This is a genomic window from Pseudomonas sp. E6002, assembly GCF_013385565.1.
GTDB lineage: Bacteria > Pseudomonadota > Gammaproteobacteria > Pseudomonadales > Pseudomonadaceae > Aquipseudomonas.
The window spans coordinates 128,933-150,087 of sequence record NZ_JACAPT010000027.1; the positions used below are offsets into that span (position 1 = coordinate 128,933).

The window sequence follows — 21,155 nt, forward strand, 5'->3', positions numbered from 1 at the left end:
TGTGCGACGGGTTTATCTTCCTTTCATGGAGTTTTGAGTCATGTAGTACCAATCCCTCTGGCGTGTAGGAAGTTTCCGAAGGCGCGTCAGTCAGCTGTCAAGCCAGATACTCCTCCAATCGCTGATCCAATTGCTCCATAGCCTGCTGCAAGTTATCCACCGCTTCGGTCAGCAATGCCGAGTTCAGCCCCTTGCAGGCGGTCTCCAGTTCTTCACAGGTATGGATTAGCCGTCGGGCCTTGATGATTCTCGCCCCACCCTTGACCCGATGGGCAAGGTCTCCCAGACCGGGGAGATCATGTTGGGTAAACAGTTGCATCAACCGCGACATATCTTGCTGATTGCTGGTTGCGAGGTCTTGGAGCAGACTCTTGATCGAAGCTGCGTCGCCACGGCTGAGTTGTTCGAGGCTAGTCAGGTCAATATCGTCGAGGGTTTCGCGACGCTCTTCCTCGGTGGGCACAGGCACAGTGTCAGGGGCCAGGGGAGCGAGCCGCGCACTGAGGTCCTGGAGGCTGATGGGTTTAAATAGGCAATCGTCCATCCCTGCCTCGATGCAGCGGTCTTTCTCTTCTGGCTGGGCATTGGCAGTCAGGCCGAGAATCAGCCCCGGTTGTAAGCCCCTGGCGAGTTCCTCGTCCCGAATCGCCCGCGCTAGTTTGTAGCCATTCATCAGCGGCATGTTGCAGTCAGTGATCACCACGTCGAAATGTTGACCTCGCCAAGCACGTAGCCCGTGGGCGCCGTCTTCTGCGTCGGTAACCCGGTGACCGAGATAGTTGAGTTGCTGCGCCAACAAAAGGCGGTTCGCCGGGTAATCGTCGATTACCAAGATATTCAAGACCTGTGGTGTAACGGGCTGAGTTACATCAGCAGCGGCCGGCTCCTCCAACGTCATTAAGGTTGGCAAGCTGACCCGCACTTCCACTTGAGTGCCCTGTCCCAGCACACTGCTGAGCACCAAGGTGCCGCCCATCATTTCGCTCAGTGTGCGGCTGATCATCAAGCCCAACCCCGAACCGCCCCGGGCTGATTGTGCGTTGTTGCTCGCCTGGGCAAACGGACTGAACAGGCGCTGCTGATCTTCATTGGAAATACCTATCCCAGTGTCCTCGACCCGCAGGCACACCGCCAGGCGCTCGTCATTACTGTTTGGCTCGGCAACGACCCGCAGGTGCACCTGCCCTTCGCTGGTGAACTTGATAGCATTGCTCAACAGGTTGGACGCGATTTGCTTGAAGCGCAGCGGATCAACCAGCACATCACGGTTTACGGTGGAGTCGAGGTCGAGGATCAGGCGCAATTGCTTCTGTCGCGCCAGCCCCTCGAAAATCCGTACCACCGACTCCAGTAACTCACGCAGGTTGGCGCGTTCCGGAGCCAGCGAAAGCCGACCGGATTCGATACGAGCAATGTCGAGGATGTCGCCGATCAGATCCAGCAAACCCCGGGCGGCTCCGGATGCGACCTCGATAGAAAACCGGTCCATAAAGCCTTGATCGGCCTTTTTTAGGGCCAGTTCCAGCATGCCGATGATGGCGTTCATCGGTGTGCGAATTTCATGGCTCATGGTTGCCAGGAACGTGGTCTTGGCACGGCTGGCATCATCGGCGCCTTCCTTGGCCTCACGCAACGCTTCAAGCAAATGCTGGCGCTCGCTGATGTCGATCCAGCCACCGATCATGCCAGTGACGACGCCATCGCTGTCACGATACGGTAGCATCCAGTGGTAAATGGTCAGTACATTGCCGGTCCGCATGGTCAGGGAGCGGTCCTGCACTCTCGGCACTCCCTCCTCCATGACCTGCAAGTAGTCTTCGTGGTAAGCCGCTGCCTCGCTGGCATTCTTCAGCACACCTTCCACCACGGTTTTACCGAGCACTTCTTCGCGCTCCACGCCAAACACAGAGAGGTAGCCGCTGTTGCAAATCATCAGGCGGGCCTGGCGGTCACGCACGTAGATCGGATGTGGCGTGCCATCGATCAATACCCGCATGAACTCCATCTGGTCATTTAGGGCCAGCTGCGCTTGTTTGCGCTGGCGCATCAGCATCCGCAGGTAGGCGATCCAGCCTAGAGCTATCACCAACAAAACGGCCGCTATAGCGAAGCCCTCCAGGATTACCGTGCGATTACGCAGCCAATAACTCTCATCTACAGCAATTTCGCTGCGCCAGCGGTTGGTCACCTCGTCCATTTCTTCCGGAGGAATACTGAGCAGGGCTTTTTCGAGGATCGAATACAGTTCCAGAGAGCCACGAGGAGTGGCGAACGCGGTGAGCGCTGATTGAGTGCCGACGGTGCTGGTTACGCGCAATTGGTCACGGTACTGGCGAGAGATCATGTAGTACGCAGTGATCAACGAGTTGACCGCGGCATCCGCTTGACCATTGGCCACCAGGGCCATCGCCTGCTGGGCATTGCTCGCGTCTACCAGAATGATGTTGGGGTACTGCTCGATCAACAGGTCACGCACCGGGTTGCCATGAATCAAGGCCAGGCGCTTGCCGGCCATCTCGTCCAGTGTCGCCGGGCTGCCGGATGCATTACGGCTGACCAGAACGTAGGGAGTGTTTAAGTAGGGCCGGGTAAAACGCAGCAACCCTTCGCGTGCGGCACTGGGCGTCAGGGAGATCAGCAGGTCAGCCTTGTCAGTCCTGACCTGCTCGAGCATTTGCGCCACCGAGTGAGTGCGCTGAATATCGAACTTCAAACCTGTACGCAGGGCGACCTTGGCCAGCACATCCGCGCTAATACCACGGAACTCACCCTCCTGATTGAAGAACGAAACTGGCAGGTAGGTCTCATCGATCGCCACACGCAGCCGTGGATGAGCATTCATCCAGCGCTGCTCATTGGCGCTGAAGTTCAACACCGTGCGTCCTGGCATGCTGGCGCCGCCGGCGCTCCAGCGGCGCAGGATGGTCATGCGTTCAACGGAGGGAATCGTCGCCAGGGCGCTGTTGATAATGCGCAAAAGACGCTCATTACTACGATCCAGGGCAAACGAAAAGTTACTGACTTCCATGCGGGAAAAGTCAGCGAGCTGCACGTTGTTCAGGTAGTTCTTATTAATCAGGTAGTGCGCGCTGATGGAGTCGCCCAGGTACACATCGGCACTGCCAAACGCCACGGCGCCGATCGCGCTTAGGGTCGAGGGATAGAGCTGCAAGGTGGCCTTGGGGTAAAACGCCTTGACCGCCTCGGGAGGCAGGTAGTGATACAGCATGGCGATTTTCTTGCCTGCCAGGTCCGGCGTCAGGGCCTGGCTGTTGGCAACTTGGGTGACCAGAGTTGGTTGGTCCTCGGCGTACGACGTCGACATCAACAGGTCGGCGTCGGCTTCCTCATAGCCATTGGAGGTGCCCAAGAAGTCCACGCTGCCATTCTTCAGGGCCTGGATCACCTCGGCACGGGACGCAAACCGGCGCACCTCGATGCGGGTACGCAACAGCTCGCTCAACAGTTGCGCATAGTCGGCAGTGAGGCCCTCATAGTCATGGCCGTCACTGGTGATACCAAAGGGCGCATAGTCGGGCGCAGAGGCACCAAGCACCAGCACGCCCTTGCTCCTCAGCCAACTCCAGTCCTGTTCCGATAGGGAAGCACCGTAACCCTCCACATGTGAGCGGCCCAGTACTTGATAGGTTTCTACCGGCCCATCAGCCAGAACCGTGCCGTTAAAGGTGCCGACCAGCACGATTGCCATCAACCATCTACGCAAGGATGTTCTCATTCAGACCAGTTTATTGCGTTTGGCAAAGTCGGCGAGGTAAACCACCGATTTCACGTTGAGCTTTTCGATCAAGCGAGTTTTGTAAGTACTAACCGTCTTGTTGCTGAGCAACATCGTGTCAGCGATTTCCTTATTGCTCAGTCCTTGAGACAGCTGTTGCAGGATCATCAGCTCTCGGTCAGACAGTTTCTGGATCAATTCTAGATCGGTGGTCTCGGCATCACTTCGCCGCACCGAACTACTGGCTAAATTGGGAAAAAAGGTATAACCGCCCATTACCGCCTTGATCGCCTTGACCAGTTCGCTGAGGTCGTTGAGCTTGGAGATATACCCCGCGGCCCCGGCTTTCATACAGCGCATGGAATAGAACAGCGGTGACTGGGAGGTCAACACTACAATCTTACACTTGAGACCCAAGGCACATATCCGCGCGATGACCTCCAGCCCGTCCAGCTTGGGCATAGCAATGTCCAGCACAATTAAGTCTGGTTCATGTTCCCGCGCCAGTTGCAACGCGTCCGCGCCGTTATCGGCCTCGCCCACTACCTCAAAGCCCTCTCCCGTCAGTAGCATTTTGACCGAGGAGCGAATAAAAGGATGATCGTCCACAACTAAGGCTTTATGCATAGGAGCTCCTGTGTGACACACCAGATTCAGCCGCTGACTAAAAATATATGGCGTAAAAGCCATGGCGAAACTGACCTGTCTACGCGTCGTTTAAAATACACGAACGCTATTCAATTGTAGGAAATTTATAAAACTTACAGCACTAATTGATGGAAGCCTCCAAGCCTGCTTCATGGGCCTCGATCCAAGGCAAAAGCCGGTAGCCCTCCATCGGCCGAGCCAGATAAAACCCCTGGCCAAACTTACAACCCATTTTCGTGACTGTGTCGCGAATGCGCTGACTACTGACCCCTTCAATCACTAGGCTCATATCCAGAGACTGAGCCAATGCTAGCGTGCTAGCAATCATCGCTTGGCTGCGAGGCTCGCGTATATTTCGGACAATCTCGCCATCAAGCTTGAGCTGATTGAACGGCAGCTGGCATAGCAACCTGAGGGACGAAAAACCCATACCAAAATCATCGACGGAGAGGCCGCAGCCCAACATCCGGAGACGCAGCAAGTTGTCCTGAATTCGTGGCGAAATATCCAGCAAACCGTTTTCCGCCAATTCGAACATCAAGGTATTACCTGGAAAGTCATGTTGTCCCAGAGCCCACTGAATATGCTCGACCAACTGATCGCTGATGAGCTGGGAAGCATGCAGGTTGAACGAGAGCTCCAGTTGCACCTCTTGCCGACGTAATACCCCTAAAAGATTCAGGCCCTGCTCCAGAAGTTGCTTGAACATCTGGTCGATCAAGTCATAGGCCATGACAGCTGCGAGAAAGTCCGCCGGCAGTAGCAGGCCCTTGGCGGGGTGCTCCCAGCGAGCTAAGGCTTCAACTCCAGCCAACTCGCCGGTATCCAACTCAAATTTGGGTTGGAACCAGGCACGAAACTCACCGAGTGCTAATCCGCGATGGATCTCCTCTTCACTGGGCAGAGGCAGGACCGATGGTTGGAGGGCAGGAGGGGCACGTCGATGGGCATAACGATGAAGCATCTTGCTAAGCGCACTGATTTGCACCGGTGGTTTCATGACCCCCAGCAGTTGTAAACCTGAGAGCGAATCCATCTGCTCCAAGGAGCGGCGAAGCTCCGGCCTTAGTTCGCTACACAATGCCACAGCACGCACCATGCCCGACCGGGCAGCGCTCCGCAGGAAGCCTAGGCAATCCAAGCTGCGGTCCGCCAGATCGCATAGCACGATGTCGACACCACCTGACTTCTGAATCTGCTCCAGGGCCTGTTCGCCATTACTCGCTTGAACCACATCGCGCACGCCTAAGTGATCAAGCATTTTGATCAAGACGCTGCGCTGGAATCGTTGGTTCTCCAGAACCAGGACGCGGGGGTGGGCCATGCTTATCAACCACTTTCAGGTACGAAGAATCTGATAGTGGACGTGAGCAGGCTGAGTAAAGGAAGGAAATGGCCTTATGTTGTGTAGGAAATTTCCCAAGCAGCAAGGCTCCCGTTAACTTCGTGGATCCTGATGTAGCTAGGGTGGGCGGCGATACGATTGAGGTTGGGGCGAGAGTGAATGTTTTTGACCGAAATCGGCCAATTCAAAAACGCAATGAGAGATCAATAACTGCTTTCATCAGAGATTTTCAGATCTGAGTCTCGCTAAGCCTTGCTTGATGTGGCCTGCGTTTTCGCTAATCGTATGCAAAGCTCCTCGGACATTTTCGCCCTTCTCGCTTGATCCCTGCTTCTCTGCATGGAGTATCAACTCCATTAGCGCCGCCTCCAGTGCTAGCTGATTTTGATACATCCTTTCAAGTAGGTCTGACAAAGCCTTCGATGCGCGCGACCTTGGTATGGTGGGGATGTGATGCCATTCTGTTGAAAGCTTTCAGCTAGTAGAAAGGTTTGTCGGATCGCTACGGATTGCGCGCTCATGATTAACATCGACCTTTGTCAATACGACGAAAGGCACGATAAAGCTGTGACTGGTCTGTGTAGCGGCGTTCTGGAGCAAGCCCCTTGTACTGGTAAGCGCATGACCTGCGCTCAACCGCTCTTGGCCGATTGCTGCCCGTCACTAGCGGCAGAAATCGGCCAAAAGCTGCCGTCGCATGCCTACGAAACCAGGTGTTCGGTCCACGAACTGCTGGGGGCAGATTGAATACGGCGTTTACATTTAAGGTCACGGGCACGATGTCATAGGCTATGGGTCGACTCCAACCGGCCGAGAGTTAGAGGCTCGGTTTGGATCTAGTGTTATCCATAGCTTCGGTCCGGAAATCAGGTTTTTCCAAGCTGAACGAATGTCAGTAACAGTTGCTTTATTAACAACTTCAAGAAGCTCTTGGCGCGTGCTAAAACTGTAGTCTAGTCGTGATATGTCCGCCCAGTAACCCTCAGTCATTTCCATTAACCCACCGTGATCAAGTTTCAATTTATTAGATGCCCCGCTTTTCAACTTGTTGAGCTGTGTGTCATCCAATTCACAAAACTCTCTATCTAGCGAAGCAAGGAATTCCAAAACTTTAGACTGGATATCGCCACTTCCATAATTGCTAGACTGTATTGATAATATTAAGGCTGGTTTACGCCAGTCACTGCTCGGATATGCAGAAACCGCATAACCTATTTGCTGCTGGGTTCTTATCTTTTGAAAAAAACGGCTAGCAACAAATTGACTGATCAGCATTGAATGGGCCTGCGCGCTGAGCGTACTGCTCGAAAAAGGCACATATGTAATAAGTACGCTATCGTGAGATGATGAACGGACACGAATGGGCGGTAAATTTTCGTCTAAAGTGCGAGGGCCGGAGTAAACAAAATAGCGGGTCCGTGCTGTGGTTTTCAAAACCTCATGAATCATAGACCCTGTTTTCCGGGCGGTATCCAAGGATAAATTGCCTACAACTAGGGCATCTGAATGTATATCTTCTAGCCATCTATCACGCCAGCGATTAAAACTGTCTATCGAGGCTTTATTGAGTTCAGAAAGGCTTTCATTAGATGGCCAGTTTTCGGGGTATATTGCAATTCGCAGAGCATCATTTGCAGCAGCTAAAGGCATCTTACTCTCTTGAGACCTCCAATACCGCTCCATACGAGCCACGACAGTATTGAACTCATGACGATTTATTGGCTCATTCATTAACGTCCGCAACACCTCCTGCAGGAGCAGATCCTGGTGCTGACGCAAACCATGTAGGCCCACCTCGATACCCTGCTCAGCTATTTTTATTTCACCGAACAAACCTGCGTAAGATGCCTGTTGAAGAACATTTTGCATACGGTAATTCAGCCAAGTTATAAGCAATGCAAGATTTACATGGTCCTCCAGGCCCACTTCAGAATTACTTCTTATAGAAATTCTCCATGCAGTCATCGGCATATTGAACTCTTTTTCGGGGCGATACCAAACTCGGGTTCCAGATTTATTAAAAATTGACAGCGGTTCAGATTCGTTAACGTCAACCAGATTCAAATCATCCACAAGGAACGGATTTTTTTTAGGAAGAGAAAATGTGTAGATTTGAGTATGACTAGGCAACGTGGTGTCTTGTTGGATACTGTAAGGTACATCTAGCCATTTAGAGACGTGATCGGTCGGAGCGGCCTGCGACTCCCATACCAACAGAGTATTGCTAGAGGCCATATCCGACAACAAAGAATCAATCCTTTGGGGGGCGATACCATTCATTCGAAACGGCCCATACAACCAGTCCTCAGGTTCATAGCGGCGCATATTGCTTACTAATGACCTAGCCATAGCCAAGGGGGGCTTTTTCTCTTTATACAAAAAACGTTGCTTGCTCAAAGCAGCGAGCTCATCATATCTCCAACGATCTAAACCAGCCGTTCGAACTAACTCAATGGAGTCATAGATAGCCTCTTTGATAGCGCTAATTTCTGGAGGAGCACCGGCAGCCATCTCGATATGGACACCTATTATAGATTGATTTTTGCGCCACTCCATCACGTTAACACTAACCTGTTTCGCCAACCCATGTCTCTGTAGCTGAGATTGCAAGCCCCCCTCGTTTTTTGCATTGAGCAATGAGAGTATAAAGTTAAGCGGCTTGCTGAACTCATCTCCGGCCTCATTTCGAACAGTAAGAATTAACGTTAGCTTGTTCCGTGAATCTTTTGGCTGCACATGTACGATTAGCGGCTCGGCATTTTTTTTCCACAAGTCGATATGATCGGGTGTGGGCAAATTTAAGCCACTATTGAAGCTCAGAAAATTATGCTCGACTAAATGCTGAAGCTCATCTAGAGACTGGGGCCCGCTTACAACTAATTTTATCCTTTCCGAAGAATAGTAAAGCTTGTGAAACCTTGCGACTTCACTTGCGATTTTCTCGGAATCACCACCTAACGTTTTTAAGTTCCCGATTCGAAAGCGCGCCCAAGAATGACGCGGACTAACGGCATTGCCAACTGCTTCCAGAAAACGAAATTTTTCATTGTCTGAGAGCATCCGATATTCTGCATCAATAGCCTTTCGTTCAGACTCAACGTATGTTCTATCAAATAATGGCTCACTCAGAGCAGCAGCCAGATGGGCCATTGCTACGGGTAGCGCTGGTGCTGGAACATGAAAATAATAATCTGTATATTGCCTATTGGTTTTAGCGTTAAAAGTGCCTCCAACAAGGCCCATTAATTTGGAGATTCCATTAGGATCAGGGTAGCGCCTACTGCCTAAAAAGACCATATGCTCGGTAAGGTGCGCCAATCCTGGTAGAGACTCAGGGTCCTGATCGCTACCTGCATTTACTGTTATCGCAATAGCTGACTTAGTTGCAGCATGATCATTCACAAGTAAAGCGATAATGTTATTCTGTAACCGTATCGACCGGTAGTTATTTCTGTCACTCGGCGACTTTATAGGTTCCGGTAATATCTCACCTTTCGCGCCTGCACAAAGACATACTAAAAAAATGGAGAGCAGATAAGTGTGCGCCCTAAAATTCATGTAAAATCCGCCAGTTAAAATCCAGATATTTATCACCACTGAAAAACAATAGCAGGCCATTATTTGAGCGATAGATCACACATGTTGCTCTAGCTCAGAATTTTTTTCACCCAAGCAGATAACTGCACTAAAATATTCAACAATTTCAACCCAGCTTCCGAACATTACAGCTTTCCGAAGTCGGATCTCATATCCTCCTCGGGAAAAAAAGTTAATTTCTGCTAACGGGATGTATGCATCCCCTTTTAAACCACAAATATAGTTAAATAAAATCCTTGAGATTCTTCCATTACAATCGATAAATGGATGGCATGCGACAAAAGAGATCGATACCATGATAGCTAATAGCAACCGCGACCCCCTCCAATTATCAATGCACTTTTGTATTGATTTCAGAGTGCTTGGTATACTTTCAGGCGAAGGGTATTTAATTCGAACATGATGACTATCTGAATTAGTATAAACGTCCACAGCGCGAATTTCAGAAGCAGCACCAGATAGTTCTGAGGCTATGACTAGAATAGTATCTATTAATTGTAAAGAGCAGTTTTTATTAAGGTAATCAGAACTTAAGTGGGGCAAGACAGTTAGGATTTTCTTTTCCTCGACAGCCCGCATCGATGGGTACTCTGTATGATTTCTATCAGCATAATGTTTGCTCAGATAGTGCTCAAAGCTATAGTCTTGGCAGACTGCTACTGATTTTGCGACTTCAAGCGAATCGGGCCATTTTGCGGATCTAGCTAAAGGTAGGACTTCCGCTGCATGTAGTAACAAAGGCAAACTGCCCAACGCGTCCCAATTAACTGAGTTGGGGTCCAAAGGTTTCCATGCAATGGTATTTAAAGTACGAATAATCACTTTTTTGCATGCTCCACTGGAAAGATAAAACAGATATGTTCTACCTCCGTTTTTGACTTGGCCTTGAGAAACACTATTACAATAATTGTTCGTTTGGAAAGTTGAGTTGCTACTTATCCACTCCTTATCGTCTACTGCAATGCAAGACAGAAAACTAATAATATCTAAATCCACAGACCAATAGCTTAGGAGCCATCTAGAATAAGACAATCTCTGAACCGATGCATGGCTCACTGCAGTGAGCCATGCATTTGAGTCAAAAGCTAACGGTGTCCCCCGGGGACACGTCCCCAGGATCGTGCGCCATGCCGTCATCTGGATGTTCACCTGGATCGTGAGATATATCATCCCCCCAATTTTCATCCGCTCCGTTGGTATCATCACCCCCAGATACCAAAATGAGTTCTTCTGCTGTCAATTCACGCATCTTTATATCCTCACGTAATATATAAATTAAAATTGATATTCCATCTGAGTATATTTGGTTTTTACCTCCTCGCCGTATATTGATGAATTAAGTATCTATAGATTGAAGGCCACAATAGAAATTGCCCACCAGGTTAAAGTCTATTTAGGGCATCTAGATCGATCACGCGACTGAAATTATCTTCTAGGTCATCATGAGAGATAACTATTACAGTTTTATCAAGGTTTAATATGTGTTTCAGTATGTTTTTTTTACTATCTAAATCCAAATTGCTAGTTGCCTCGTCAAGCATTAGCACAGGCGCGTCTTCGGCCAGTGCTCTTGCTAATAATATTCTTTGTTTTTGCCCCGCAGATAAAATATTAGCGGCCCCCGAAAGAAGAGTGTTATAACCCATAGGCATTGTAATAATATCATCATGAATACACGCCGCTTCTGCTGCACTAAATACATTGTCAAAGCTTATGTTCGAACGTGAATATATTATATTGTCCAGTATAGTGCCCGATACGATCTGATCGTCTTGCATCATGATGGAAAAATGAGATCGAAATGAATCGGGACCTGTTTCTTCGAGCAGGAAACCGCTTAACATTTGTTTCCCGGAATTTGCCTTTAAATTTCCGCTTAATAAAGAGATTAGTGTGCTTTTGCCTCCCCCCGACTTTCCTCGAAGTAAGATTTTTTCACCGTACCTTATCGAGATATCGCAATTGTACATAATCCATTTCGTTGAAGGTGAATGCCTAAAGCAAACATCTTTCAATGCGATATCGGGTTTCTCAAGCCTGATGCACCTTCTAAATTGAGTCACTTCAGCTGGGTAACTATATAAATCTTCAAGATTGTCCAGATGATACTGATTTTCGTGCTTGTGGATGAAGTAGTTAGAAATGGAACTCAGATTAACGAAGAACCTTGAGCTAATAAGCAAATATGCAAAAATCCCACCGATGCTTAGGGAGCCATTGGATATTTGGCCTGCAGCTATCACAACGACGAAAATCCTATGCAGATTCAATAACAAATTTAGCAACCCTACGCTTTTTAGTGTGATGCTTTGGGCGGTTGCATCATAATAGTTATAACTAGAATAATTCGCGAAGAACCTTTCTTTGCTTTCTTCCTGAACCCTGGCAGACTGTATCTGCTTTATATTCCGTATCGTGTCTAGGACTATATTATCTGAGCGAGTTTTCATCTTGCTCTTCTGCCGCAACGCATGTCGTTGGTTTTTCGAGATAAATACTACACTCACCCCATACACAATCCCGAATGCAGCTGTGCACAGCGCTAAGTGGATTGAGATAATTGATGATACTATCAGAGCTGCGACAATCAGCCATGCAGCTACAAGTGCCGTACTACGATATTTGTGTTCAAAACTTACAATAGCTAGAAGGGACGTGAACTTCGAAATTATGTTGTTCGATGTCCTCGTTGAAAAAAACGAAACGGGCAAGCTAACGGCTTTCTGAAACGTTTCATATCCTAAAGAGTCTGCTAATGACCTTGCCGTGTTGACAGTGTTTTTTAGATGGATTGTTTGGAGCAGATATTGAATACAGCATAATGCACCAAATAACATCGCAATAACGAACATAAGGTTTTGGTCATTGCTCTCCATTACCTGATCCACTGCTAGCTGAATATAAAAAGGTGATGCTAGCGTAAGGAGCTCTATTACTATGGGTAACACGTAAATCAGCAACGATTTATCACGTTTGAGCCCGGGCTGAAATATGCCTACCTTACGGGCTGAGCCTGAAGCCAACTTACAATCTGCTGTGTAAAAAAGCTCAGTAGCTATACCAGTAAAACTTGCTGAAAACTCACTTCTGTTAAACCGATAAACGCCCTCGGCAGGATCATAAATTGTGAATCTATTTTTACTTGCCTTTGTAAGCACAACAAAATGATTCATGCGCCAGTGAAGAATGCATGGCAACTCTAACGTACGAACTTGTTCCAACTCAAGCCTTAGATGTCGGTACCTGAAACCAATCTTAGATAACAAATCTGACAAGTTCTTTAAATTTATTCCGCGTCCCCCTGTTGCAAAGTCAGCACGCAGGGAGTTAAGTGAAATGTCTACTCCATAGTGCTCGCAGATCATTGCTACACATGCCAATCCGCATTCAGATTGTTCTTGCTGGCGTATGAGCTGAAAATTTTTAATATTCATTTAGTTTTCCTTGCCCCGCCTGTACTACAGAATTTATCAATGGATCAAATATCCATCTGATAAGAGAGTGCTCTTCAAGCATTACTGAGGCTCGACCGGTAAGTCCGTCTTTTTGGTAGTCTATCTCCAGATTCGAGTTGCTAGATTCAATTATCTTTATAGTCGCTAAATAACCGGGCTCTTCGGCTTGCAAACCTAGCGTACGCAATACGTCTTTCGTGCTGGTTACTGTATTATCAATTTGTATTATTTCCGCCTGAGCTGTTCCGAATTTTGTAAACGGGTAAGCATCATATCGCAGAGTGACTTTCTGTCCGAGATTAGCTAATGCAGCTGCTTGCTTAGGTATTAAAATACGTGCAGTCGGTTCTCCTTTTTCTGCTTCAACCACAATAAGGCTGTCCGATTTCCTGATGCTACTTCCCTTTGAAGCACTCACTGCCGCGACGACGCCATCAAAATCGGCGACAATATATGATAAGATTTGGCTTTCAATATCAATCAGCTCTCGTTCAATCTCTATAGCCTCAGATCTATTGTGGTTGATCTGAATTTCTAGTTCATTTTTATATTGCTTTGCCAGGTTGGGAGCTTCAGAGAGAAACTGCTGCTCCTTTATCAAGTTTTGTTTTGCATAATAAGATAAATTGTCGATATTCAAGACTTTATCTTTAAGATCCTGAATATAACTTTCGGCTACAGCGCCCTCAGCCAGCAAATGATTACCTACCACAATTTTTGATTCTAGAATTTTCCGCGCACTGACTAAGCCATGCACTCGGGCCTCCAACTCAGCGGCCCGTAATTCCGAAAATTTAGATTGGAGCCCTAGCTTTTCTATACTAATTTGATAGTTCTGGGAGTTTTTTACAGACAATTCATTTAGCTGTATAAGATTTTGACTAAGAAGATTTCTTTTTTGAAGATTGGTAGAACCGCTCCGTCCGAATTGCTCTCGTGTGTAGGCTATTAGTTTTTGCCCTCGATGAACGAAGTCTCCCTGCTCCACAAATATCTCAGATATCACACCTTCTGATGTAGCCTCAACACGCTGCTTTCCAGACAGTGCTATTGTGATAAAATTTACGTCTACTCTTCTAGTATAGGGTTGCAACAAAATAAAAAAAACACATAGCATTAAAGCTATCGAAGCTGCCCATGGCTTAATACTGCCAATCCTTTCGGATCTTGCTGCGACGCTCGTATTTTCTAATGTGTTGGGTAGAGATTCTTTTCTAAATAACTTCGCTTGATCTTCCATAATCGACATAGCGGTTCCAAATACCAAGATCCCTAAATGACTAACTATCTTAATGGCAGCTTGCTGCGGATTCCTATCGCACTCTTCAACCTTACTGTTGGATATGTTGCAGTATTATGTCCACATGCTTGCGATTGCATTACAATTGAAGATTTTTTGTATCTATGGCCAGGCCAGCATTGTGATTTATTTGATTTTTATGCGTCGAATGTTTTTTATAGCGGCTTAAGGGTAACGTTCATGAATTCGAGTTGCAGTGTTGTATGCAGATAGGATACCTTGGCTCCCTGGAAGCTCTATTAGTTTTTTGGTGAAGATACAATAAATAGGTGGGGTCATGATTAAGCTTTTAATTGTCACTGTGCTTTTGGGAACAAGCACATTGTTTTCTCTGTACGCTAGCGCATTGTCTCCTGAGAGACAGGCCGCTATCGATGCATGCAGAGCGGAAACAAAGTTAATTCATGTTCGTATACAGTCTGCACCACGAGCATTTTCAAAGCCTGAGGAGACAATCGCTGTTTTGATTCAGGGCGAAAAGCCTCCTCCATCAATGAAGCATCTCGATGGTGCGGAGCTCTGTTTTTATTCGGTACGAAAAAAGTACGTGCAGCTTATTGAATGGGATGCCTTAGGACGAACTAAAAGGCTGCGCAGTCCGATAGAGCCTAAGCAAGATTTATAGTTTTCTTGTTTTTTATCCAATACGTTATTATTGCAAAGTTACTATGTTGATACTCGCGTACCCAGACTATCCAAAGCACACAACACTTTTTGACTGGTTGAAAAGCATCCCCGCTGGTGGCGATAAAACCACACGACTCGCGCGAATTTTCTCTGCGATTCGTACTGAGGCAATCTTGAGCAATGGATTGATGATGCTGATTTACGGACCAAGAGCGTGGGGATTTTCGATGAACCGGATCCCAAGAAGCTCGACTTACTACTCCGCTCCCTGGGACGAGGCTTTGCTGGGGGCTACTTGAACGCTATTCAGCAAAAGCGGATTGAGCATTTTCTTCAAGAGGAAGCGTTAGCCTTCAGCAGTTGGTTTCGGCCTGTGAGTCCAAATGCTCCACAGACGAGACCGATGCTACCTGATCCTGATGATTCTATTGCTCTCAATCAAGCCCCAGATCCTTATGATGACGATGATCGACCCACGTCCCGGGGCGCCTATCCCAGAGTCTAGATTGAAGCCTAAATCGTCCCTGGCCTCTTAGGCACCTGGAATGGCGGCTTAGGGTCGGAAGCGGTCGGTCATGAGCGGCCGCTTCTGGCCGATTCTGTTGAAAAAGCCGTACTCGCTTAGCCAAGGTGACCGCCTGCATCAATGAATAGCTTGCGGAGTTTTTTTCGAGCCGCCTCTGAAAGACGCTGTGAATAGCGTTGAAACTCTTCTTCGGCTGTGTCGGGCTTGCCGTTCATGGCCAATACAAACGCGTATGCAAGAGGATGTTGTATGTAGTTGTAGAAACCCAGGCCACCCGTCGACAAATGCTGCTTGACCCGCTCGAAAGCACCAGGCAGGTCGGCTATCGAACGAGCCTCGTCCCAAAACGATTCAGCTTTTGGAATGGCAGCCCGGAGGATATTGGGTGCGCTGGTTGCTATGGCATCAGGTCCGTAGCTGCATGAGATATCAAACGCTCGATCGCGCACATCGAAAGTCAGATCAGGTCGTGCTGATTTTGACGTCCTGTGCCATTTGATTTCATTGCCGGAAAGATGGGGAACGAAGTCCAGTGACAGAGCCCATGACGGCGCTAGCGCGCCGCCTTTCCACTGCTCAAGGCGAAAGAGTTGGCGAATGGGAGCATCGACGCTACGAAGCCAGGACAGCGGGCCCTGAACTTCGAATCCTAACGGCTGTAAAAGTGACTCTACGGTTGGCGAAACAATTTCGTGGATTTGATCTATTCGCACTATCTCGAACGTTTTTCCCTGCATCGGCGGCCCCATGCTCAAAAGTAATCCCAGTTCGACAACTTCGGTCGTTGGTTCGACCTCAGATAATTGATGGAGTCTTCTTCATCCTCATTCGGGAATCAAGGCACACGAAACTTCTCTCGGCGAACTGTCTTTTACATCTGGCAGATAGTGAAAACGTGGCTTGACCCCTTTTCCGTTGTGGTCCTTGCGTAGAAATCACCCACCCCCTCCCTGGATAGCTCCCCGCCTTACCTGGCCCAAATCCTGCCTGCATCACTCCCACCCAGTCGCTACTGACTACGCGGACGACTCTTTTGAGCCCCGCCGCCCAATCCCCGCCCCCGATAATCAAGCATCCCCCCTACCACCGCCGAGGCCTTCCCCCATGACGAGCCCATCCACCGAACAGGTCAGCCCCCAAACCCTGCGCAGAGTGATCATCGCCGCCGGCATCGGTAATTTCGTGGAGTGGTTCGACTTCGCCGTCTACGGTTTTCTCGCCACCACCATCGCCCAGCAATTCTTCCCCAGCGGTGACGCCAGCGCGGCGTTGCTGAAGACCTTTGCGGTGTTCGCGGTGGCCTTCGCCTTCCGGCCCCTGGGCGGGATTTTCTTTGGCATGCTCGGCGACCGGATCGGGCGCAAACGCACGCTGGCCATGACGATTTTGCTGATGGCCGGCGCCACCACGCTGATCGGCCTGCTGCCCACCTATGCCGCCATCGGTGTAGCGGCGCCGATTCTGTTGTCGTTGATTCGCTGCGCCCAGGGTTTTTCCGCCGGGGGCGAATACGCCGGGGCCTGTGCCTATCTGATGGAGCACGCGCCCAGTGACAAGCGCGCCTGGTATGGCAGTTTTGTGCCGGTGTCGACGTTTTCTGCGTTCGCTGCGGCGGCCGTGGTGGCGTACGCACTGGAGGCTTCGCTGTCCGCGGAGGCGATGGGCAGCTGGGGCTGGCGCTTGCCGTTCCTGATCGCCGCGCCGCTGGGGCTGGTGGGGCTTTACCTGCGCTGGAAGCTGGATGAGACGCCGGCCTTCCAGGCGGTGAAGCAGGAGCACGCGGTCGCGCACTCTCCCCTCAGGGAAACCTTGCGCAACCATGGTGCGGCGATCTGTTGCCTGGGCGCTTTTGTGTCGCTCACGGCGTTGTCGTTTTATATGTTCACCACCTACTTCGCGACGTATCTGCAGGTGGCGGGTGGCTTGAGTCGGGCGGTGGCGTTGCTGGTGTCGCTGATTGCGCTGATTTTCGCGGCGGCGATCTGCCCGCTGGCAGGGTTGTATTCGGATCGGGTGGGGCGTCGGGTCACGGTGATGACGGCGTGTGTGTTGTTGATTGTGGTGGTGTACCCGTCGTTCCTGATGGCCAGTTCCGGGTCGTTCGCGGCATCGGTGGTAGGGGTGATGTTGCTGGCGGTGGGCGCGGTGCTGTGTGGGGTGGTGACGGCGGCGTTGTTGTCGGAGACCTTTCCGACACGCACTCGGTATACGGCTTCGGCGATTACCTACAACATGGCGTACACGATCTTTGGCGGTACGGCGCCGTTGGTGGCGACGTGGTTGATCAGTACCACGGGCAGCAACCTGTCGCCGGCGTTTTATCTGATTGCGGTGGCGGTGCTGGCGTTGGCGGGCGGGTTGGCGTTGCCGGAGACGTCACGGATCTCGCTGCATGAGGTGGGCGTGGAGGAAAAAGGCACGGCGCCGGTGTTGTCGCGCTAGGTTCGGCTGGTGTGAACGCAATGCCCAATCCAACAAAGATCAACTGTGGGAGCGGGCTTGCTCGCGAATGCGGCCTGTCAGTGAAAAATGAGCTGACTGGCTCACCGCATTCGCGAGCAAGCCCGCTCCCACATTGTTTTTTCTTTGCTTGTTAGATCTCCACTGCCGGACTGAACAGTGTGGGCGTCGGCCGGCGTAATTATTTAGCCACTACCCCAATCGCCCGCGCCGCCTGAGCCAAACGCTGCGTAGCGACGCGGATTTCCTCCGAATTGAGCGAGGCGAAGCCCAGGCGCAAGGCATTTTCAGGATGATCAAACGGTGAAAACAGGCGACCGCTGCGCACCACCAGGTCCAGCTCCAGCGCTTTTTCAGCCAGTCGGTCGACGTCGATTGAGTCGGCGAACCTTACCCACAGCGCCAGCCCGCCTTCGGGTTCCTGCACAGAGATCTGCTCGCCAAAAGCTTCCAGCAAACAACTGAGCAGGGTCTCCCGACGCCGGCGGTATTCCCTGGAAACCCGCCGCAGGTGCTTCTTCAATTCGCCATCGTTGATCAGGTCCGCGAGCATCCGCTGCATCACGGCATCGCCCTGGCCCAGGCTCACCGCCGCCGTACGTTCGAGCACTTCGATGAGGTTCGACGGGGCAACGATATAGCTGCAACGGAAGGTGCTGCCCAGGGACTTGGACAGCGAGCCGATGTAGATCACATGACGCTGCGCGCTGTCACTGGCCAGGGGCAAATAGGGCCGTCCGGCAAAGTGATACTCGTGGTCGTAGTCTTCCTCGATGATGCAGAAGTCATGCAGCCGGGCCAGTTCCAGGAGCTGCTGGCGACGGCCGGCACGCAGGCTGACGGTGGTAGGAAACTGGTGATGGGGGGTGACGTACATCATCCGTACGTCATGCAGGCGGCACAGCTCGGCGAGTTGGTCGACCCGGCAACCTTCGTCGTCCAGGTCCACGGTGACCAGTTGCGCACCCAACTGGCGGAAAATCTCCCAGGCCGGTGGGTAACTCAGGCGTTCGACCACCACCACATCACCGGGTTTGAGCAACGCGCTGGCGGTCAGGTACAGCGACATCTGCACGCCTTGAGTCAGGCAAATCTGCGGCGCGCCGACCGTCAAGCCGCGATTGTGGCGCAACATTTCGGCCAGGGCGTTGCGCAGGTACTGGCCGCTGCCTTCGCTGCCATGGCGCACGGTGTTGGTGGTAAAGCTGTTGCGCAAGGCATTGCGGTAATAGCGGTGCAGCACGGCTTGCGGCAGCAAGCGATGGTCACAGGCGCCATTGTCGAAAAACAGCGCGCCGGGCCGGTGTTGCAGGGCTGTAACCTGTTCGCCCGGGGTGAAATAGGCCGCCGCAGGCACCTCCCGCAATGCCGGGGCAAACGACTTCGGGGCGCGGGTGGCCGGCACCGCGCCTGTCGCCAGCTGCGAACTGACGAAGGTGCCGCGACGTTGAATGCTGACCAGCCAGCCCTTGGTCGCCGCCTCCTCGTAGGCAAGGATCACCGTCTTGCGGTTGACGTCCAGCAGTTGCGCCATCTCCCGCGTGCCGGGCAACAGCGCTCCGGGGCGCAGGCGGCCCTCGACAATCGCGCTCACCAGGCCCTCGACGATCTTTCTGTAGGACGCCTGCGGCTGCTCCCCATCGAGTTTGAGCAACGGGCGCCATTTGCGAAGCTGGACCATATGAATTATCCAAAACTGGAGGTTCTCCTGGTCCTAGTCTACCGCAACAATCGAGCCTCAATTGCCCCGAGGTGTTTATGCAAAACCGCCATGTCGTTGAATTGTTGCCCTCGGGCAAATCCTTCGAAGCTGCCGATCAATTGCTGCTCGACGCCATGCTGGCCAGCGGTCTCGCCGTACCCTTTTCCTGCCGGCGCGGCGCCTGCGGATCGTGCAAGGTCAAGGTGGTGTCGGGCCAGCACCGGGAAAAGCTGCGCACACCCGACACCCCTGCCCCTTCTTATCCGCTCGCGTCTGACGAGATGTTGCTGTGCCAGAGCCATGCCTGCAGCGACATGCGCGTGGAAATCCCCGGCTGGTCACTGGACACGCCCGCGCTGGAAGCCAGCGCACAGGTGATCAGCAAACGCGCGTTGAGCGCCGACATCGTCGAGCTGGTGTTGCTGACTGCCCAGCCACTCGAAGTCCGGGCCGGCCAGTACCTCAGGTTTCGCCTCGACGATGGCGACAGCCGCTGTTTCTCCGTGGCCAATCTGCCCGCGCAGGACCAAGGCCGGTTGGTGTTTCATATTCGCCAGGTCAGCGGTGGCCTGTTTTCCGAACGCATCCTGCCGAGCCTGCAAGTGGGCGATGCGGTGAAACTCGAAGGCCCCGTGGGCGCCTGCACCTGGCAACACGACGATGAGCGCCCTGTTGTGCTGTTCGCCACCGGGACCGGTTATGCCGGTATCAAGCCCTTGTTGCTGACGGCCCTGGCCCGCCAGGCCGAAGTCACCCTGTATTGGGGTAACTCGGCACCGGCGGACTTCTACGACGTCGAGTTTCTCGAACGGGCCAGCCAGGCCCATCCACGCTTTCTCTGGCATCGGGTTTTGTCGGCAGACGCCCGCGTACAGCAGGTCGCGTTGACACAGCCCCATGACTGGGCCGATAGCCAAATCTACGCCTGCGGCAATAGCACGATGATCAACCAGGCCCGCGCAGCCTGCCTGGCGGCGGGTGCGCAGGCGCATCGTTTTGTCGCCGAAGCCTTCGTCCCCAGCGGTGCATTGACGCCAGCGGAGTCGCTCAACACGCGGCACCCGGTGCTGGAAAAAGTCGGCCCGCGCTACTCGCTGGACGGCATGCTCGCCGCCCGCGAGCAAACCGTCAGGGCCCTGGCCGCCATCGCCGATCAATTGAAAGTCGGCATGACCACGGCGCAAGCCCTCGCAATGGCCAGCGAGACATTGCAGGCCATGGGCGCGTCTCACACCTGGCATCCCACCTATATCCGCTTTGGCGAAGACACCGTCCGCACACCCCGCCAAGGCATCGACCTGCTGCGCAAGCTCCGCGCCACCGACATCGCCGTGGTGGACCTTGGCCCGGTGTGGGATGGCTATGAAGGCGACTATGGCGACACCTTCGTATTCGGCGAGCACCCATTGCATGACGCTTGCACGAAGGCCCTGCATGAAGTGTTCGACGAGACCCGCGATGCCTGGCACCGTGGGCTGACCGGGCGCGAACTGTACGACTTCGCTGAGGGTAGCGCCCTCTCCAAGGGCTGGCGCCTTGAGCGCAACCTGGCCGGACACCGCATCGCCGACTTCCCCCATGCCCTGTTCGGGCAGGACAAGCTGGCTGAAGTCGAGATCGTACCGAGCGAGATGGTCTGGGTGCTGGAGATACAGATCTGCCATCCCACACAACCGGTCGGGGCGTTCTTCGAGGATATTCTGATTGGCGAGGCCAACGGGGGCGTGTAGGGACGGGCCGTACGGTGGATCCGGTGAGT

General features: G+C 51.8%; 12 protein-coding genes. 2 read left to right on the forward strand and 10 right to left on the reverse strand.

The window, feature by feature from the left end; translation table 11 throughout:
- Window positions 1–97: 97 nt before the first annotated feature.
- The 9 genes from HX815_RS22000 to HX815_RS22040 all read right to left on the reverse strand — a co-directional run bounded on the left by HX815_RS22000 (window position 98) and on the right by HX815_RS22040 (window position 15,971).
- A complete protein-coding gene (locus HX815_RS22000; RefSeq protein ID WP_177028873.1) occupies window positions 98–3,736 on the reverse strand; it encodes a transporter substrate-binding domain-containing protein in 3,639 nt (1,212 codons plus the stop codon).
- The gene (locus HX815_RS22005) at window positions 3,737–4,363 is read right to left on the reverse strand and encodes a response regulator transcription factor (RefSeq protein ID WP_102605778.1); all 627 of its coding nucleotides are present in this window, start codon (window positions 4,361–4,363) and stop codon (window positions 3,737–3,739) included.
- A 142-nt stretch (window positions 4,364–4,505) separates the two neighbouring features.
- Window positions 4,506–5,708 (reverse strand): EAL domain-containing protein, encoded by a 1,203-nt coding sequence (locus tag HX815_RS22010; protein ID WP_102605779.1) that lies wholly within the window; start codon window positions 5,706–5,708, stop codon window positions 4,506–4,508.
- 810 nt (window positions 5,709–6,518) lie between these two features.
- Window positions 6,519–9,287 carry an insulinase family protein gene (locus tag HX815_RS22015; RefSeq protein ID WP_177028874.1) on the reverse strand — a complete coding sequence of 923 codons (2,769 nt, stop codon included), beginning with the start codon at window positions 9,285–9,287 and terminating at the stop codon, window positions 6,519–6,521.
- A 75-nt stretch (window positions 9,288–9,362) separates the two neighbouring features.
- The gene (locus HX815_RS32000) at window positions 9,363–10,322 is read right to left on the reverse strand and encodes a Fic family protein (protein ID WP_177028875.1); all 960 of its coding nucleotides are present in this window, start codon (window positions 10,320–10,322) and stop codon (window positions 9,363–9,365) included.
- Window positions 10,323–10,404: 82 nt separating this feature from the next.
- Window positions 10,405–10,575, reverse strand: a complete 171-nt coding sequence (locus tag HX815_RS22025) for a hypothetical protein (RefSeq protein WP_157222888.1) — start codon at window positions 10,573–10,575, stop codon at window positions 10,405–10,407.
- A 133-nt stretch (window positions 10,576–10,708) separates the two neighbouring features.
- On the reverse strand, window positions 10,709–12,760 hold the full coding sequence (locus tag HX815_RS22030; RefSeq protein WP_177028876.1) for a peptidase domain-containing ABC transporter: 2,052 nt from the start codon (window positions 12,758–12,760) through the stop codon (window positions 10,709–10,711).
- Window positions 12,750–14,030 carry an HlyD family efflux transporter periplasmic adaptor subunit gene (locus HX815_RS22035; RefSeq protein ID WP_134326295.1) on the reverse strand — a complete coding sequence of 427 codons (1,281 nt, stop codon included), beginning with the start codon at window positions 14,028–14,030 and terminating at the stop codon, window positions 12,750–12,752. The genes HX815_RS22030 and HX815_RS22035 overlap by 11 nt, the downstream gene beginning before the upstream one ends.
- Before the next feature lie 1,299 nt (window positions 14,031–15,329).
- Complete coding sequence (locus HX815_RS22040) at window positions 15,330–15,971, reverse strand: hypothetical protein (protein ID WP_256351171.1); 642 nt, start codon at window positions 15,969–15,971, stop codon at window positions 15,330–15,332.
- Between the two features lie 367 nt (window positions 15,972–16,338).
- Between HX815_RS22040 and HX815_RS22045 the strand changes: the two genes are divergently transcribed.
- Window positions 16,339–17,676 (forward strand): MFS transporter, encoded by a 1,338-nt coding sequence (locus HX815_RS22045; protein WP_177028877.1) that lies wholly within the window; start codon window positions 16,339–16,341, stop codon window positions 17,674–17,676.
- Between the two features lie 199 nt (window positions 17,677–17,875).
- On the opposite strand, the gene HX815_RS22050 is transcribed toward HX815_RS22045, so the two are convergent.
- On the reverse strand, window positions 17,876–19,375 hold the full coding sequence (locus HX815_RS22050; protein ID WP_177028878.1) for a PLP-dependent aminotransferase family protein: 1,500 nt from the start codon (window positions 19,373–19,375) through the stop codon (window positions 17,876–17,878).
- A gap of 77 nt (window positions 19,376–19,452) precedes the next feature.
- On the opposite strand from HX815_RS22050, the gene HX815_RS22055 reads away from it, so the two are divergent.
- Complete coding sequence (locus HX815_RS22055) at window positions 19,453–21,126, forward strand: M24 family metallopeptidase (protein ID WP_177028879.1); 1,674 nt, start codon at window positions 19,453–19,455, stop codon at window positions 21,124–21,126.
- Window positions 21,127–21,155: the final 29 nt, after the last annotated feature.

Bases quoted from the DNA above. Each gene is read 5' to 3' on its own strand.
- HX815_RS22000 (WP_177028873.1), bottom strand. From the start codon at position 3,736: ATGAGAACATCCTTGCGTAGATGGTTGATGGCAATCGTGCTGGTCGGC.
- HX815_RS22005 (WP_102605778.1), bottom strand. From the start codon at position 4,363: ATGCATAAAGCCTTAGTTGTGGACGATCATCCTTTTATTCGCTCCTCG.
- HX815_RS22010 (WP_102605779.1), bottom strand. From the start codon at position 5,708: ATGGCCCACCCCCGCGTCCTGGTTCTGGAGAACCAACGATTCCAGCGC.
- HX815_RS22015 (WP_177028874.1), bottom strand. From the start codon at position 9,287: ATGAATTTTAGGGCGCACACTTATCTGCTCTCCATTTTTTTAGTATGT.
- HX815_RS22025 (WP_157222888.1), bottom strand. From the start codon at position 10,575: ATGCGTGAATTGACAGCAGAAGAACTCATTTTGGTATCTGGGGGTGAT.
- HX815_RS22030 (WP_177028876.1), bottom strand. From the start codon at position 12,760: ATGAATATTAAAAATTTTCAGCTCATACGCCAGCAAGAACAATCTGAA.
- HX815_RS22035 (WP_134326295.1), bottom strand. From the start codon at position 14,030: ATGTCGATTATGGAAGATCAAGCGAAGTTATTTAGAAAAGAATCTCTA.
- HX815_RS22040 (WP_256351171.1), bottom strand. From the start codon at position 15,971: ATGCAGGGAAAAACGTTCGAGATAGTGCGAATAGATCAAATCCACGAA.
- HX815_RS22045 (WP_177028877.1), top strand. From the start codon at position 16,339: ATGACGAGCCCATCCACCGAACAGGTCAGCCCCCAAACCCTGCGCAGA.
- HX815_RS22050 (WP_177028878.1), bottom strand. From the start codon at position 19,375: ATGGTCCAGCTTCGCAAATGGCGCCCGTTGCTCAAACTCGATGGGGAG.
- HX815_RS22055 (WP_177028879.1), top strand. From the start codon at position 19,453: ATGCAAAACCGCCATGTCGTTGAATTGTTGCCCTCGGGCAAATCCTTC.